Below are 15,562 nucleotides of genomic sequence, written 5' to 3' on the forward strand. Positions count from 1 at the left end.
TTCGATATCGACGCACTCGCCTCAGCTGTAGAGACTGACCTCCGGTATCCTGTCGTTCAGCACGAATTCGCCGACTTCCTTGGCCTTGTAGAAGACCGGATCGTGCAGCGTATGGGTGCGGACATTGCGCCAGAACCGGTCGAAGCGGTATTTGTCCGCCGTCGAGCGCGCGCCCGTCAGTTCGAAGACGCGCGAGGTGATGTCGAGCGAGACATGGGTGGCATGGACCTTGGCGGCATAGGCTTCGACCGCCGCCTCGCCGCGCTCGCGCGCCGTCACGTCGCGGCCGCGGGCAAGACCCGCCTGCACGGCGGCAGCGGCATTGTCGGCAAGGGCTGCGGAGGCCTTCAGCGCCGCGGTGAATTCGCCGACGCGCTCGAGGATATAGGGATCGTCGGCTGCCCGCTCGACACCGGATGTGATCCACGGTCTCGTCGTGGTTCTGACATAGTCGACCGCCGCCTGCAGCGCGCCTTCGGCGGTGCCGAGGTAAAAATTGACGAAAACCAGCTGGATGAACGGCGTGTTGAAGGTCGACAGCACCGGCGGCGCCACATCGGGTGCTGTGGGGGCGCCGACGAAATCCTCCTCGTAGACGGGGAAATCGTGGAACTCGACGCTGCCGCTGTCGGACAGGCGCTGGCCGATATTCTCCCAGTCGTCATTGGCGACGTAGCCCGGGCGATTGGTCGGCACGGCAAAGCCGGCGATCTTGTCGTCGAGCGCCGCATTGGCATTGATATAGTCGGAGACCCGCGCCGCCGTGGAGAAGGATTTGCGGCCGTTCAGCACATAGCCGTTGCCGCGGCGGGTCAGCACCAGTCCGGGATCGCGGGGATTGACGGCTGCACCCCAATAGAGGTTTTTCGCCACCGTCTCGCTGCCCAGCGCATGGGCGCGCGCTGCATCGAGCGCCCAGTAGACATACTGGCTGTTGACGTAATGGTAGCCGAGCAGCTGCCCGATCGAGCTCTCGCCGCGGGCGAGAATGCGGACCAGCCTCAGCCCGTCGACCCAATCGAGACCGCCGCCGCCGATCTCTATCGGATGCAGCGCATTGAGCAGTCCGGCATTCTTCAGCTTGACGATTTCTGCAAGCGGCGGGCGGCCGTCGCGGTCGAGTTCGGCCGCGCGCTGGGAAAGGTCGGCCGAGATCTCCTCGGCGCGTGCAAACAGGTCTTGCCGCGTTGGGTTGCGGCTCGCCGCGTAGACGACATTGGACTGGCTCATGGGCGGAACTCCAATTCTGCAAAAAGACGATCCGGCGCGAGCCGTACGCCCCCGCCGGAAGGATCGAGGTGAAAAGCCTTAGAACAGCTTGTCCGGGATCCAGGTCGCGGTCGCCGCATCGCTGGTGCTGAAGGCCGGGATCTTCTGCGCCAGATCCTCGATCGTCTTGACGCCGGCCGCGCGCAGGCTCTCCTGGGTCAGCAGCGTCGGTTTGACGGTAATCTGATGGGGAACAGTCTGGCCGGCGATTTCGAGGGCCGCGGCGCGGATGGAGACGGCGCCGACGACGGCCGGATTGGTGGCGACGGTCGCAACCCACGGGCTGCCTTCCTCGGTGATCTCCTGGATATCGGCTGTGGAGACGTCGGCCGAATAGATCTTGAGTTTCTTCGATATGCCGAGATCGTTGGCGGCGAGTTTTACGCCGCGGGCGAATTCGTCATAGGGGGCGAAGACCACCGAAATATCCGGATTGGCAGTGAGCGCGGCCTTCGCCTGGTCGGCTGTCGAGGTCGCGGTGGTGTCGCTTACATTGCCGAAGCGGGCTTTTTCGACGACGCCCGAATTGTCCGACTTGAATTTGTCCCAAACCTCGTTGCGGCGGTCGAGCGGCGCAAAGCCTGCAACATAGACGTAACCGGCGTTAAAACTCTTGCCGTTGTCCTTCACCACCTGTTCGAGCGCCAGCGAGGCAAGCTCGTGGTCGCTCTGCTCCACCTGCGGGATTTTGGGATTGTTGAGGTTGACGTCGAAGGCGACGACCTTGATGCCCTTGTCGAGCGCCTGTTGCACGACGTCGCCAAGCGATTCCGACAGGCCATGGTCGATGACGATGCCGGAGACGCCGAGATTGATCGCCTGCAGGATCTGTTCGCGCTGCTCGGCTGCATCCTGGCGCCCGGGGAAGATGCGCAGGTCGATATCCAGCGCCTTGGCCTGGGCCTCGGCGCCCGCCTGATAGGCCTGGAAGAAATCGCCGGCCGAGATGTAGCTGATCAGTGCTATCTTGACGCCGCCCTTGTCGAAGGGAGCCGGAGCACCGGACAGGCCGTCAGCCTTTGCACCGTGAATGAAAATGAACGGAATGACGGCGGCAGACAGTGCAAGCCGTGCGAGGGATTTCATCGTCGCGTTCCTTTTAACAACAAGCGGCGTCGTCTGACAGGCAGCCCCCGCGACGCGTTAAGTTATTAGATATAATCTCTATGTTTTTAGTAGATTAAATGATCCGATTTTGCCGTCTGCGGGAGATTCTTTGTTTCCCCGGCGCTGTCCATCGGGGAAAGGCTTGCCTGGAATTCGACCGTCCGAACGGGGCACACTCCCGGGACAAATGCAGTTCCGGATCTGGTCGATGCCGCTTCTACACGTTGAAAACATAAGCCGCAGCTTCGGCTCGACGCGGGCGCTTGCGGGCGCCGATCTTTCGATCGAGCGCGGCGAGATCGTGGCGCTCATGGGCGCAAACGGCGCGGGTAAATCAACGCTGGTGAAGATCCTGTCCGGTGTGCTTCCGGCCGATGGTGGCGCGATCCGTCTCGAGGGCCGCCTCTTCGCTCCGCAGAGCCCGGCCGAAGCGGCAGGCGCCGGCGTCGTCACTGTGCATCAATCGACGGATCTGGTCGGTGCTGCCGGCCTGACCGTCGCCGACGCCCTGCTTCTCAACCGTTTCGCCCATCGCAGCACGCCCTTCTTCGTCTCGCGCGCCGGCATTCGCCGCGCCGCGCAGGCAATGCTCGATGCCGCCGGCTTCAGCCTGCCGCTCGACCGTGATTTCGGCGAACTCGCCAGCGCCGACCGCCAACTCGTGGCGATCGCTCGCGCCCTTGCCAACCGCGCCGATCTCCTCATTCTCGACGAGCCGACGGCGAGCCTTTCCGGGGAAGAGAGCCGCCGGCTCTTCGATATTCTTTTGAGGCTTCGCAGCCGCGGGCTGGCGATCCTCTATATCTCGCATCGCACCGCCGATCTTGAAGCGATCGCCGACCGCGCGCTGGTGATGCGCGGCGGCCGCGTCGTCGGCACTTTCACCCGGCCAATCGATTTTTCGAGCGCCATCGAGACGATGATCGGCCGCAGGCTCGATGCAGCGCGGCCGCATGCTCGGCCCGCGACCGGCCCTGTGATTTTCGAAATGCGCGATGCCAGTCTGCTGCCGGCGGGCGCGCCTTTCGATCTGTCGCTGCATGAGGGCGAGGTGGTGGCGGTGACCGGCGTGCTCGGCGCCGGCAAGAGCCGGCTGCTCCAGGCAATCTTCGGCGTGACGGCGCTTAAGGGTGGCGCGATGTATCTTGACGGCCGGCCCTACCGGCCGAAAAGTCCGGCCGAAGCGATTGCGGCGGGTGTTGCCATGGCAGCGGAAGACCGTCACCGCTCCTCGCTGATGCCGCCGGCGTGGCCCGGCCATTCGCTGGCGGCGACGATCAGCCTGCCGCATCTCTCCAAATGGTATCCGCGCGGTTTCCTTGTCGGCGCCCGCGAACGACGTGAGGCCGAACAGGCGATTGCCCGTTTCGGCATCAAGGCCGCCGGCCCGCTGGCCTCGGTCTGGTCGCTCTCCGGCGGCAACCAGCAGAAGGCGGTGATTGCCCGCTGGGAGGCGGAGCCAAGCCGGCTTCTGCTGCTCGACGAACCTTTCCAGGGCGTCGATGTCGGCGCCCGCCGCGACATCAATCAGGCAATCCGCGCCCGCACCGACCGGGCGACGCTGATCGCGACCTCCGATCCGGAGGAGGCCTATGAGGTGGCCGACCGCATCCTCGTCATCGATCGCCATGTGCTAGGCCCCGTCGCAGGCGGACTAGCCGCTCCTTTCGCCATTCAGGGAATATCCGCATGACGACGATCGACGACGACGCTCTTTCAAAGACTGGCACCCGGCCAAGGGCGTCGCCGCAAGCCGCTGGCGGCCATCTTGCCGCTCTCGGCGCATTTCTGCGGGCCGGCGCGGTGTTCATCCTGCTTGCGCTGCTCATCGTCAGCTTCACCATCGCCGAGCCCGCCTTCATCACCATCGCCAATCTGATGAGCATCCTGCAGGCGGTGTCGGTCGTCGCCATCCTCGGCGCCGGCGTCACCGTCACGCTCGCCGTCGGCGGTTTCGATCTGTCGATCGGCGCCGTTGCCGCATCGAGCGTGATGGCGGCGAGTTACGCGATGATCGTCTGGGGCCTCGACGCCTATGCGACGGTGCCGCTGGTGCTTGCCTTCGGCGCTCTGGTCGGGCTCGTCAACGCCTTCCTGATCGTGCGCCTGAAGGTGCCGGATCTGCTGGCGACGCTGGCGATGATGTTCCTGCTTTCCGGCCTGCAGCTGATTCCGACGGCCGGCCGGTCGATTTCAGCAGGCCTCACCTTGCCCGACGGCACGAAGGCGACCGGGGCCTACGACCCGGCCTTCCTGCTGATCGGCCGCTACAGCATCCTCGGCACCCTGCCCGTTTCCGTGGTGCTGATGGCGGCGGTCGCCGTCCTGCTTTTCGTTCTCACCGAACGCACCCGCATCGGCCGGCTGCTGTTTGCGACCGGCGGCAACGAGGTTGCCACCCGGCTCGCGGGGGCCTCGACCGTCAGGCTGAAGACGCTCGCCTATGTCCTGTCGGGTACACTCGCCTCGCTCGGCGGCATCGTGATTGCCGCCCGCGTCGGGCGTGGCGACATCTCTTCCGGCGGCTCGCTGCTGATGGATTCGGTTGCCGCCGCGCTGATCGGTTTTGCCGTTCTCAACCTGCGGCGTCCGAACGTCGTTGGCGCCATTGCCGGCGCAGTCTTCGTCGGCGTGCTCCTGAATGGTCTCACCATGCTGAACGCTCCCTATTACACCCAGGATTTCGTCAAGGGCGCTGTGCTCGTCAGCGCCCTGGCCCTGACCTACGGCCTCGGCCGCAGCAATCCCTAATCCCAAGGAAAAAGACATGACCCGCCAAATCAGGCTGAACGCCTTCGACATGAATTGCGTCGGACATCAGTCGCCGGGGCTCTGGCGCCATCCGCGCGACAACTCCTGGACCTACAAGGATCTCGATTACTGGGTGCATCTGGCAAAGACGCTGGAGCGCGGCAAGTTCGACGGGCTGTTCATCGCCGATGTGCTCGGCGTCTATGATGTGCTGAACGGCAATGTCGATGCGGCCCTTCGCCATTCGGCGCAGGTGCCGGTCAACGATCCACTGCAGCTTATCCCGACGATGGCCTACGCCACCGAGCACCTCGGCTTCGGCCTGACGGCCTCGCTTTCCTTCGAGCATCCCTACACCTTCGCCCGCCGGATCTCGACGCTCGATCATCTGACCAAGGGACGCGTCGGCTGGAATATCGTCACCTCCTATCTCAACAGCGGCGCGCTCAATATCGGCCAGCCGGCGCAGACCCGGCATGATGATCGTTACGATCTTGCCGAGGAATATCTCGAGGTCTGCTACAAGCTCTGGGAGGGCAGCTGGGAGGATGGCGCCGTCGTCCGCGACCGGGAAGCCGGCATCTTCACCCATCCCGACAAGGTCCATCCTATCGGCCATTCCGGCCGGCATTTCACCGTGCCGGGCATTCACCTGAGCGAGCCCTCGCCGCAGCGCACGCCGGTGCTCTACCAAGCCGGCGCCTCCAGCCGCGGCAAGGATTTCGCCGGCGCCCATGCCGAATGCATCTTCGTGGCGTCGCCGTCGAAACCCGTGCTGAAGCGCTACGTCGCCAATGTCCGCGAGGCGGCCGAACGTATCGGCCGCAACCCGCGCGACATTCTCGCTTTCAACCTGCAGACCGTCGTCCTCGGCGAAACCGATGCCGAGGCGCAGCGGAAGTTCAACGAATACCGCAAATATGCCTCCTTCGAGGGCGCGCTGACGCTGATTTCCGGCTGGACCGGCATCGATTTCGGCCAGTTCGGGCCGGACGAAGTGCTGCGCCACCGTCATACCAATGCGGTGCAATCGGCCGTCGAAACCTTCACCACCATCGATCCGACCAAGGAATGGACGGTGCGAGAAATGGCCGACTGGGTCGGCGTCGGCGGTTTCGGCCCGGTTTTCGTCGGCTCGCCGCAGACCGTCGCCGATCTGATGCAGGAATGGATCGAGGACACCGATGTCGACGGCTTCAACCTTGCCTATGCCGTGACGCCTGAGAGTTTCGAGGATGCTGTGGATTTGCTGGTGCCGGAACTGCAGAAGCGCGGCGTCTACAAGACAGACTATGCCAAGGGAACGCTGCGGGAAAAACTTGGCGGAGCGGGGCCGCGGCTTGCCGCGCCGCATCCGGGTGCGGCCTATCGCGATCTTTTCGGCGAGCCAGCACGCATCGCTGCCAGAGCATGATGCCGAAAAAGTGTGAGCGGTTTTCGGGCGACATCCTGTTCTGAACGAATAATGGTTGGGTGACAAAAAATGTCTCGCGGAAGCCCGATCATTCGAATTTAATCTCTATGACAATCGGTATTTCGCCCTGAATATGGGCGCTTGGATTTTGATCGATCAGGAGAGGTCATGACCGTAGCATCTATCTCGCGGCGCACGCTGATGAAGGGCACCGCCCTGCTGCTTGCTTCGACGGCGCTCGCCCGACAGGGGCTGGCGCAGGCCGCGCCGGCCGGTGGCCGGCTGATTGTTGCGGCCGATTCCGAACCGAAGAATCTCAATCCTGCCATCGTCGCCTCGAACGGCGTGTTCTTCATCGCCAGTAAGGTGATCGAGCCGCTGGCCGAAGCCTCGTTCGACGGCAAGGACGGGCTTGCACCGCGGCTTGCCACCTCCTGGGAGGGCTCGGCGGACGGTCTCTCCGTCACCTTCAAGCTGCGCGACGGCGTTACCTGGCACGACGGCAAGCCGTTCACCTCGCTCGATGTCGCCTTCTCCGCCCTCAATATCTGGAAGCCGTTGCAGAATCTCGGCCGCCTGGTCTTTGCCAATCTCGAAGCCGTCGATACCCCCGACGATTACACCGCCGTGTTCCGCTTCTCCAAGCCGACGCCGTTCCAGCTCATCCGCAATGCCCTGCCGGTCGTCACCAGCGTCGTCGCCAAGCACATCTTCGACGGGAGCGATATCGCCGCCAATCCGGCCAACAACGCGCTCGTCGGCACCGGTCCGTTCAAGTTCGCCGAATACAAGCCCGGCGAATATTACCGGCTGACGCGCAACGAGAACTATTGGGGCAAGGACCAGCCGAAGCTCGACGAGATTGTCTTCCGGGTGCTGCCCGACCGCGCGTCTGCCGGTGCGGCGCTCGAAGCCGACGAAATCCAGCTGGCAGCCTTCTCGGCGGTGCCGCTGGCCGATCTCGACCGCATCTCCAAAGTCGACGGCATCAAGGTGATCTCGAAGGGGTATGAGGCCTTGACCTACCAGCTCGTCGTCGAGATCAATCACCGCCGCAAGGAGCTCGCCGACCTCCGGGTCCGACAGGCGATTGCGCAGGCGATCGACAAGAAATTCGTGGTCGACACGATCTTCCTCGGCTATGCCGCCGCCGCCACGGGCCCGGTGCCGAAGAATGCGCCGGAATTCTATACATCCGATGTCGCGAGTTATGATTTCAACCCGGCCGCCGCCAACGATATTCTCGACAAGGCGGGGTACAAACAAGGAGCGGACGGCAACCGCTTCAAGCTGAAGCTTCGCCCCGCACCCTATTTCAACGAGACCCGGCAATTCGGCGATTACCTTCGCCAGGCGCTCGCCGTGATCGGCATCGATGCGGAGATCGTCAATGCCGATGCGGCCGCGCACCTGAAGGCTGTTTATACGGATCACGATTTCGACCTTGCTGTCGGCCCGCCGGTCTTCCGCGGCGATCCGGCGATCTCCACCACCATTCTCGTCCAATCCGGCACGCCTGACAGTGTTCCCTTCTCCAACCAGGGCGGTTACGTCAATCCGGAGCTCGACAAGATCATCAAGCAGGCCTCCGAGACAGTCGATACGGCGGCGCGCACCGATCTCTACCGCAAGTTCCAACAGCTCGTCGTCGCCGACCTGCCGCTGATCAACGTTGCGGAGTGGGGCTTCATCACCGTCGCCCGCGACACGGTGCTCAACGTCTCGGACAATCCGCGCTGGGCCGTCTCGAACTGGGGCGATACCGCGCTGCAGTCGTGATAGAGCAACTCCAGCAAAAATGCGAAGCGGTTTTGCGTTCGGAATTGCGTAAAAACAAAGAGATAGAACATTTTCGTGATTCGAAGAAAAACGGAAATGCTCTAGGATCGGCGGCAATTCTCTTCCGGAGGCCCTGTCCGGCGTGAAACGTGCAATCCTACTCCTGCGGCGCAGGGCGATCAGCAGCCTTCCGGTGCTGCTGATCGTGGTGATCTTCACCTTTTTCCTGCTCGAATCCGCTTCGGGCGATGCCGTCGACGCCTATCTCGGCTCGATCGGCGGCGGCGATGCGGCGCTCAGGCAGTCGCTGCATGAGAGCTACGGCCTCGACCACTCCATGCTGGCGCGCCTCTGGCTTTATCTCTCCTCGCTGGCGCGGTTCGATCTCGGCTGGTCGGTCGCCTTCGGCCGGCCGGTCGGCGAACTCATCTCCGAACGCCTGCCCAATACGCTGCTGCTGATGGGCAGTGCGACCGCGCTTTCCTTCGGCCTCGGTTCGGCGCTCGGCATTCTTGCCGGGGCTCGGCCGGGGTCCTTGCGCGACCGGATGCTGTCGATCGGCTCGCTGATCGTCTACGCCATCCCGAGCTTCTGGCTCGGCCTTGTTCTCAGCATCGTCTTTTCGGTGAAACTGCGCTGGTTTCCGATCGCTGGCATCGAGACGATCGCTTCAGGAAAGACCGGGTTTTCACGCGCGCTCGACATATCAGATCACTTGATCCTGCCGGTTGGCGCGCTTGCCCTGATCTATCTCGCTCTGTTCCTGCGGGTGATGCGCGCCGGCATGGGGCAGGTGTGGAAGCTCGATTTCGTCCTCTTTGCCCGCGCCAAAGGCCTGTCGCGCAGCCGCATCGTGCTGAGCCATGTCGCGCGCAATGCGCTGCTGCCGCTCGTCACCATGCTCGGGCTGCAATCGGCGGCCATGCTCGGCGGCAGCGTAGTGATCGAGAGTGTCTTTGCGGTCCCCGGCTTCGGGCGCCTGGCGCAGGAAGCGGTCAACGGCCGCGACGCGCCGCTGTTGATGGGGATCATCCTCACCAGCGCCGTGCTTGTCATTGCGGTCAATTTCCTCGTTGATCTCGTCTATGCCGGGCTCGACCCGCGCATCGGCGCTTCGGAGGGTGATGCATGAGCCGTCTCCGCCGCATCCTCAGCACACCGGAAGGAGTGATCGGGCTTGCGATCCTTGTCATCCTGCTTCTGTTCGGGCTGCTTGCCCCCATCATCTCGCCCGGCGATCCACTCAGGATCGCCGGGCGGGCGCTGCTGCCGCCCTTCACCGATCCGGCCTTTCCGCTCGGCACCGACCGGCTGGGCCGCGACGTGCTCGCCGGCCTCCTTTATGGCGCGCGCACCTCGCTTGCCGTCGGCCTTGCGGCGGCCTTTTCGGCGATGATCCTCGGCGTCTGTGTCGGCATGGCGGCCGGTTTTGCCGGCGGCATCGTCGACGAGGCGCTGATGCGCGTGGTCGACGCCTTCCAGATCGTGCCGGCCTTCCTGCTTGCCCTCGCCTTCGTCAGCACCATCGGCGTCTCGACCCCGATCGTCGTGCTTGCCATCGCGCTCGGCGCCTGGGCCGATCCGGCGCGGCTGACACGGGCGCAGGTGCTTTCCATTCGCGAACAGGATTACGTCGCCTCGGCAAGGGTGATCGGCATGCATCCCGCGGAGATCGCCTTCCGCGAGATCCTGCCGAACGCGCTGCCGCCCGTGCTGGCGCTCTCCGCCACCATCGTCGCCGGCGCGATCCTCACCGAGGCCGCCCTTTCCTTTCTCGGCCTCGGCAATCCGAATATCGCCACCTGGGGCTCGATGATCGCCGAGGGCCGCAGTGTCCTGCGCTCGGCCGCCTATCTCTCCGTCATACCGGGCGCCGCACTTGCCGTGACCGTGCTCGGCGTTCATCTCTTCAGCGAAGGTCTCGGCAGTGCGCTTGGCGATGACGGCGGGAGGGCGGCATGAGCGACATCTTCTGCAGCCTCCGGCAGCTTTCGGTCACCTATCGGCGCGGCAAAAACAATGCTGCCGCCGCTCTCGACCGTATCGATCTCGATATCGCCGCCGGCGAAAGGCTGGCAATCATCGGTGAAAGCGGCTCCGGCAAGAGCACGCTCGCCCGGTCGCTCGCCGGTCTGCTGCCCGAGGGAACGAAAGTCGCCGGCGAGATGCTCTGGCCCGCCCTCGGCCACCCGCCCCGCCCGGGCCGCGATTTCGGTTTCGTCTTCCAGGATCCCGGCACGAGCCTCAATCCCGTCCTGACGATCGGCGAGCAGATCGCCGAAGGCGCCAGGCGTCATCTCGGGCTCAGCTGGAAACAGGCCTCTCTCAGAGCCGAAGAATTGCTTGGGCGAGTGCGGATGCCGCAGCCCGGCAAGGCGTTGCGGGCCTTTCCGCATCAGCTTTCCGGCGGCCAGCGCCAGCGGGTGGCGATCGCGGCGGCGATCGCTGCAAGACCTGCGCTGCTGATCGCCGATGAGGCGACCAGCGCCCTCGACGTCGTTGTCCAGGCCGAGATCGTCCGTCTGCTCGACGGGCTGGTGCGCGAGGACGGCATGACGCTGCTTTTCATCACCCACGATATCGCGCTCGCTTCCGGCTTCGTCGACCGGATCGCCGTCTTCCGGCATGCACGGCTGGTCGAGGCCGGTCCCGTCCGCTCGGTGGTTTCGGCGCCCGAAAGCAGCTATACCGCGGCCCTCATTGCCAGCCATCGCGACCTGGCGACACCACCGCTGATTTCAGAGGTAGCGCCGTGAGCCCGCTGCTTTCCATCGAGAACATCTCGAAAGGCTTTTCGTCGTCGGGCCGCCGGGTTGTCGCCCTCGACAAGGTGTCGCTGGCGATCGCAGCCGGCGAAACGCTCGGTCTGGTCGGCGCCTCCGGCAGCGGAAAATCGACATTGTCGCGCATCCTGCTGCGGCTTCTCTCCTGTGATGCCGGTGCGATCCGCTTCGAGGGAGAGGATTGGCTGACGCTGAAGGGTGCCGCCCTGCGCCGCAGGCGGGCGCGAATGCAGATGGTGTTCCAGGATCCGCTGGCCGCCTTCAACCCGCTGGCGAATGTCGGCACCGTCCTCGACGATCCCTTGCGCATCCACGGCGTCGCTTCGAAACACCGGCGTGCCGGCGAGATCGCCACGCTTCTCGAACATGTCGGCCTGCCTGCCGAGTATGCCTGCCGGCCGGTCCGCGCGCTCTCCGGCGGCCAGCGCCAACGTGTGGCGATTGCCCGGGCGATCGCGACACGGCCGTCGCTGCTGGTGCTCGACGAGGCGGTCTCGGCGCTTGACGTCACCGTGCGCGGCAGGATCCTCGAACTTCTGGTCGATCTGCAGAAGCAACAGGGCATTGCCTGTCTGTTCATTTCGCACGATCTTGCCGTGGTCCGCGCCGTCTCACACCGCATTGCCGTCATGGACGGCGGGCGGGTCGTCGAGACCGGTCCGGCGGCGACAGTCGTTGCAGCGCCGCAATCCGAGGCCGCCCGCGCGCTCGTTGCCGCCGTCCCTCGTCTCTGGTGACCGATCCGTCCTGAAGGAGAAGCCCATGTCCGATCTTGGTTGGAATCCCCTGCACGGCGTGCCCTCCTATCCTGCGGAGCGCTACGCCATCCTCGCCGACAGGATCGGCGGCATCTTGCGCAGCCGCAGCGACATCGTGCTGGTGCAGGCCGAGGCGGTTGTGGCGCTCGAAGCCGTCGCGGCCAGCCTTGCGCGCCCCGGCCTTTCCGCCCTCAATATCGTCACCAGTCCCTATGGCGGCTGGTTCGGGCAATGGCTGCGGCGGGGTGGTGCCGCGGTCCAGGATGTCGTCGCCGAACCGGGCCTGCCGATCGAGATCGAAGCGGTTGCCAGGGCGCTCGATGCCGGCCCTCATATCGATGTACTCGCCGTGGTTCATGCGGAATCGGCGAACGGCATTCTCAACCCGCTGCCAGAGATACTCGCGCTGGCGCGCGCCCGTGGCATCGTCACCGTCGTCGATGCGGTCGCCTCGGTCGGCGGCCATCGGCTCGATGTCGATCATCTCGGCATCGACATCGCAGTGATCGGCCCGCAGAAGGCGCTCGGCGGACCGGCCGGCGTGTCGGCGCTTTCGCTCAGCGCTCGCGCCTGGGATCTGATCCTGAGCGGCGGCGCCCCGCGCGATTCAATCCTGTCGCTGGCCGACCTCAGAACATGGGTCGATGGCGGCCGGCGGGCTCTGCCGGGAACGCCGGCGCCCTTGGAATTCTTCGCGCTGGAGGTCGCACTCGACCGCATCGAGGCCGAAGGCCTGGAGAATGTCGTCGCTCGCCATGCGCTGGCGGCATCGGCGACGCGGGCAGGACTAACCGCCCTCGGCGCCCCGGCCTGGGTGCCAGCAGCAAAGGCTTCGAACCTGGTGACCGCGGTGCCGATGCCGGCGGGCTTGGCGCCCGATGCGCTGATCGCCGCCGCCGGGCGGCTGGGAGTGGAGGTGACCGAAGGTGTGGGAACCACGCCGGTCCGGCTGATGCGGCTGAACCACACCGGACCGCGCGCCTCGTTCCAGACGGTGCTTTCGAATGTCGTGGCCTATGGCGCGGCCCTCAGCCAGGCCGGCCATGACTGCGATATCGCCGCTGCTGCGGAGGCGGTATGTGAGGTCTACAGCCGCTGAGAGCGTACTGTCGCAATCGACAAAGCGGCATGGGGGACCGCCCGGCGTGGATGGCCAGGCGGCCTGCTTTGGTTTACGCCGTCTGCCGGGTGCGCCAGCTGTCGGCATAGGCCTCGCGGGCATCGCGCGCGTAAGGGACCGGCGCGACCTTGACCCGGATCTCGATCTGCTTGTGACGTTCGACGGTGGTCTTCCGAGTTCCGCCATCCGGTTCGCCCCAGACGAGGGTCAGCACGTCGCCGACCTGAACGTCCGGCTCGACGGTGCCGAGCGAAAGCATGGTGCGCTCGTTGTGGCTGTAGCCTGAGAACATCGACACGCCGATCGTCCGGCCGTTCTTCGTCACCTGGTCGTAGCTCGATGACGCGTAGTTCGACAGCGGCAGGTCGATATATTTATAGTTATCGCCTGAAGGGTCGAACAGCGATTGGAAGACTTTGGCGACATCGTCCTGGTTCCATGCGAATGTCACCTTCCTGCGATGCGGCTTGTCGGCTATCTTTTCCAGCGCGGCGCGGCCGATGAAGTCGTGATCGAATTTGACGAACGGGCCGTAGCCGAGTTCGTATGGGGTCAGATAATAATCTTCGATATTGTCGGAGACGAAGCTGCCGCCGATCGAGCCGGTTGCTTCATAGCTGTCGGCGCCCAACCACTCGCGGAAGGGCTTCATGCGCTCGTCGGTATAGATTGCCGGCAGCGGCGAGGGAATCCAGCCGGATTCCAGCGTGTTTGTCGCATAGGCACGGGCGCCGACCTGGCGCAGGCCAAATTCCTCACCGGCTTCCAGGATGACGTTGCGGATCTCGTCCCCTTCTTCATAGGGTCCGAAAATCTCGAGGCCAGGAGCGCCCGACATGCCGTGGCGCAGGGTGCGCACGCGCCGGCCGCCGATGTTCATCGTGTCCATGTTGAAGAATTTGACGTCGGCGAGCGGCCCGCCATTGACCTTTTCGAGGATTTTCCAGGCGTTCGGCCCCTGTATCTGATAGCGGTACCGCCGGCGCACGACCAGTTTGCCGCCCGGACGCGATGGCGAACGGTCGTCGCGGTCGAGCTTGACGTCGTAGCCGCCGGTCTGCCCGTGGAACTCCACCCAGTTGATCGTCGGCGCGCGGCCAACGATGAGATACTGGTTTTCGGCCAGATGGAAGAGAATGACATCGCCGATGACATGGCCGCTATGGCTGACCGGCACGAATTGCTTGGCGCGGTTGACCGGGAAATTGGCGAAGCTGTTGATGCCGAGATAGGAGATGAGCTTCACCGCATCCGGCCCCTCGATCATCAGTTCGGCCATGTGGTGGGACTGGTCGAAGAGCACGGCGGTTTCGCGCCAGGCGCGCTGCTCGTCGCGCCAGTTGCTGAATTCCGGTGGCACGACGGGATAGATATAGGCGCCGATTTGCGAATTGCGGAGCATATTCACCGTATTGCCGGCGGCGCTCAGCTTCTGCTCCAGGCTCTGTTTCGTCATGATATTCCTCCCATTGAACGAGTGATGGTCGAGGCCTTGCGGCCGGTTTCAGTCAGAAGGCTGCTGCTGTTCTGCCCAGCGGATGGATTGGGCCGGATCGCCGAAGGTGAAGAAATGCACGCCGCTGATGCCGAGATCCGGTTCGGCGGCCTGCGCTGCGGCGATATCGATCAGCAACTCTTCCGGCGTTTCGCCCGAAAGCACGTTGCGGGCGATCTCGCTTCTTTCGCGCAGCGCCCGCAAGGATGCGCCGACACCGCAGCGAAGCGCGTATTTGAGAAGCTTGGTGCGGCTGGCCGGTCCGGCGATGCCGACCCTGAGCGGCACTGTTAAGCCCCGTTCGCGAAGCCGCTGTGCGAAGCTGAGGAGCGGTTTCTGATCGAACAGGAACTGGCTCACCAATAACAGATCGAGCCCGGCACGGGCAGCCGCATCGACCTTTGCCGTCAGCGCGGTGTCGAGGACGGCGCCGGCGATGCGCGGATGCCCTTCCGGGTAGCAGGCGATGGCGATACGGCCGATGCCATATGTCTGGAAGAGCCCAGTTTCGATCAGGTCCAGGGCGGAGCCGAAGGTCCCGGCGGCATCGTCCCGATCACCGCCGAGGACCAGCGCACGGCGGACGCCGGCCTCCTCGGATAGCCGGGCAAGCATGGTGTCGAGTTCCGGGCGGTTGCGGATGTTGCGGGCGACGATATGGGGAACCGGCACGAAGCCGGCGTCTCTCAAACCCGCTGCGGCCCTCACCAGAAGCCCGATATCCTCGTTCGGAAGATGGGCGACAAAGACCTCGGAGCCCGGCGGCAGGGTCGCCGTCATGCTCTGCAGCGACGGAAGGTCGCGCGACGTCACCTCGATGGAATAATGCGAAAGAAGATCGGCAAGAGGCGTCTTCTCCCGGCTCTCGCTTTGCGGCGCAATCATCATAAGCCTCTCTCCTCACCGTGCAGGATCTCATGTGTCCATCCTGTATACAATGATAGGCCGAAAATTACGCCGTCAGCAAGTGACATAACAAATATCATGGAAAAATCTCCAGATTGCACTATATAGATAACTTTTTGGATATGAATTGCTATGTAGGCCGTCATGCAATAATCTCTTGACAGAAGGCGGTATACACGT

12 protein-coding genes and 1 pseudogene are annotated in these 15,562 nt (G+C 64.1%); 9 read left to right on the forward strand and 4 right to left on the reverse strand.

Annotation, left to right across the window (positions count from 1 at the left end):
- Positions 1 to 21: 21 nt before the first annotated feature.
- Together CO657_RS33400 and CO657_RS33405 are read right to left on the reverse strand one after the other, a co-directional pair.
- Complete coding sequence (locus CO657_RS33400) at positions 22 to 1,230, reverse strand: acyl-CoA dehydrogenase family protein (RefSeq protein WP_054184283.1); 1,209 nt, start codon at positions 1,228 to 1,230, stop codon at positions 22 to 24.
- A gap of 78 nt (positions 1,231 to 1,308) precedes the next feature.
- Positions 1,309 to 2,355, reverse strand: coding sequence for a substrate-binding domain-containing protein (locus tag CO657_RS33405; RefSeq protein WP_054184282.1), 1,047 nt, complete (start codon positions 2,353 to 2,355; stop codon positions 1,309 to 1,311).
- 229 nt (positions 2,356 to 2,584) lie between these two features.
- Here CO657_RS33405 and CO657_RS33410 point away from each other — a divergent pair, with 229 nt between their 5' ends.
- From CO657_RS33410 to CO657_RS33450, 9 genes and pseudogenes are all read left to right on the forward strand, one after another.
- Positions 2,585 to 4,069 carry a sugar ABC transporter ATP-binding protein gene (locus CO657_RS33410; protein WP_054184349.1) on the forward strand — a complete coding sequence of 495 codons (1,485 nt, stop codon included), beginning with the start codon at positions 2,585 to 2,587 and terminating at the stop codon, positions 4,067 to 4,069.
- Positions 4,066 to 5,127: an ABC transporter permease gene (locus CO657_RS33415; RefSeq protein ID WP_054184281.1), complete on the forward strand. Its 1,062-nt coding sequence runs from the start codon at positions 4,066 to 4,068 to the stop codon at positions 5,125 to 5,127. Before CO657_RS33410 ends, CO657_RS33415 begins: the two co-directional genes overlap by 4 nt.
- Before the next feature lie 16 nt (positions 5,128 to 5,143).
- Positions 5,144 to 6,541 carry an LLM class flavin-dependent oxidoreductase gene (locus CO657_RS33420; protein WP_054184280.1) on the forward strand — a complete coding sequence of 466 codons (1,398 nt, stop codon included), beginning with the start codon at positions 5,144 to 5,146 and terminating at the stop codon, positions 6,539 to 6,541.
- 168 nt (positions 6,542 to 6,709) lie between these two features.
- Positions 6,710 to 8,320 (forward strand): ABC transporter substrate-binding protein, encoded by a 1,611-nt coding sequence (locus CO657_RS33425; protein WP_054184279.1) that lies wholly within the window; start codon positions 6,710 to 6,712, stop codon positions 8,318 to 8,320.
- A gap of 142 nt (positions 8,321 to 8,462) precedes the next feature.
- A complete protein-coding gene (locus tag CO657_RS33430; protein WP_054184278.1) occupies positions 8,463 to 9,452 on the forward strand; it encodes an ABC transporter permease in 990 nt (329 codons plus the stop codon).
- A complete protein-coding gene (locus tag CO657_RS33435) occupies positions 9,449 to 10,282 on the forward strand; it encodes an ABC transporter permease (RefSeq protein WP_054184277.1) in 834 nt (277 codons plus the stop codon). The genes CO657_RS33430 and CO657_RS33435 overlap by 4 nt, the downstream gene beginning before the upstream one ends.
- Positions 10,279 to 11,076, forward strand: a complete 798-nt coding sequence (locus CO657_RS33440; protein WP_054184276.1) for an ABC transporter ATP-binding protein — start codon at positions 10,279 to 10,281, stop codon at positions 11,074 to 11,076. The genes CO657_RS33435 and CO657_RS33440 overlap by 4 nt, the downstream gene beginning before the upstream one ends.
- A pseudogene (locus tag CO657_RS33445) lies at positions 11,073 to 11,854 on the forward strand (ABC transporter ATP-binding protein). Before CO657_RS33440 ends, CO657_RS33445 begins: the two are co-directional and overlap by 4 nt.
- 11 nt (positions 11,855 to 11,865) lie before the next feature.
- On the forward strand, positions 11,866 to 12,960 hold the full coding sequence (locus CO657_RS33450) for a pyridoxal-phosphate-dependent aminotransferase family protein (protein ID WP_054184275.1): 1,095 nt from the start codon (positions 11,866 to 11,868) through the stop codon (positions 12,958 to 12,960).
- Between the two features lie 73 nt (positions 12,961 to 13,033).
- Here CO657_RS33450 and ligM read toward each other — a convergent pair whose 3' ends face one another.
- Both ligM and CO657_RS33460 read right to left on the reverse strand, forming a co-directional pair.
- A complete protein-coding gene (ligM, locus tag CO657_RS33455; protein ID WP_054184274.1) occupies positions 13,034 to 14,437 on the reverse strand; it encodes a vanillate/3-O-methylgallate O-demethylase in 1,404 nt (467 codons plus the stop codon).
- Positions 14,438 to 14,485: 48 nt separating this feature from the next.
- Complete coding sequence (locus CO657_RS33460) at positions 14,486 to 15,364, reverse strand: methylenetetrahydrofolate reductase (RefSeq protein ID WP_054184273.1); 879 nt, start codon at positions 15,362 to 15,364, stop codon at positions 14,486 to 14,488.
- Positions 15,365 to 15,562 lie beyond the last annotated feature (198 nt).

The sequence above is a fragment of the Rhizobium acidisoli genome (assembly GCF_002531755.2).
Lineage (GTDB): Bacteria > Pseudomonadota > Alphaproteobacteria > Rhizobiales > Rhizobiaceae > Rhizobium > Rhizobium acidisoli.

Excerpts from the sequence above, each read along its gene's own strand:
- CO657_RS33400 (WP_054184283.1), bottom strand. The coding sequence starts at position 1,230 with ATGAGCCAGTCCAATGTCGTCTACGCGGCGAGCCGCAACCCAACGCGG.
- CO657_RS33405 (WP_054184282.1), bottom strand. The coding sequence starts at position 2,355 with ATGAAATCCCTCGCACGGCTTGCACTGTCTGCCGCCGTCATTCCGTTC.
- CO657_RS33410 (WP_054184349.1), top strand. The coding sequence starts at position 2,585 with ATGCCGCTTCTACACGTTGAAAACATAAGCCGCAGCTTCGGCTCGACG.
- CO657_RS33415 (WP_054184281.1), top strand. The coding sequence starts at position 4,066 with ATGACGACGATCGACGACGACGCTCTTTCAAAGACTGGCACCCGGCCA.
- CO657_RS33420 (WP_054184280.1), top strand. The coding sequence starts at position 5,144 with ATGACCCGCCAAATCAGGCTGAACGCCTTCGACATGAATTGCGTCGGA.
- CO657_RS33425 (WP_054184279.1), top strand. The coding sequence starts at position 6,710 with ATGACCGTAGCATCTATCTCGCGGCGCACGCTGATGAAGGGCACCGCC.
- CO657_RS33435 (WP_054184277.1), top strand. The coding sequence starts at position 9,449 with ATGAGCCGTCTCCGCCGCATCCTCAGCACACCGGAAGGAGTGATCGGG.
- CO657_RS33440 (WP_054184276.1), top strand. The coding sequence starts at position 10,279 with ATGAGCGACATCTTCTGCAGCCTCCGGCAGCTTTCGGTCACCTATCGG.
- CO657_RS33450 (WP_054184275.1), top strand. The coding sequence starts at position 11,866 with ATGTCCGATCTTGGTTGGAATCCCCTGCACGGCGTGCCCTCCTATCCT.
- ligM (WP_054184274.1), bottom strand. The coding sequence starts at position 14,437 with ATGACGAAACAGAGCCTGGAGCAGAAGCTGAGCGCCGCCGGCAATACG.
- CO657_RS33460 (WP_054184273.1), bottom strand. The coding sequence starts at position 15,364 with ATGATGATTGCGCCGCAAAGCGAGAGCCGGGAGAAGACGCCTCTTGCC.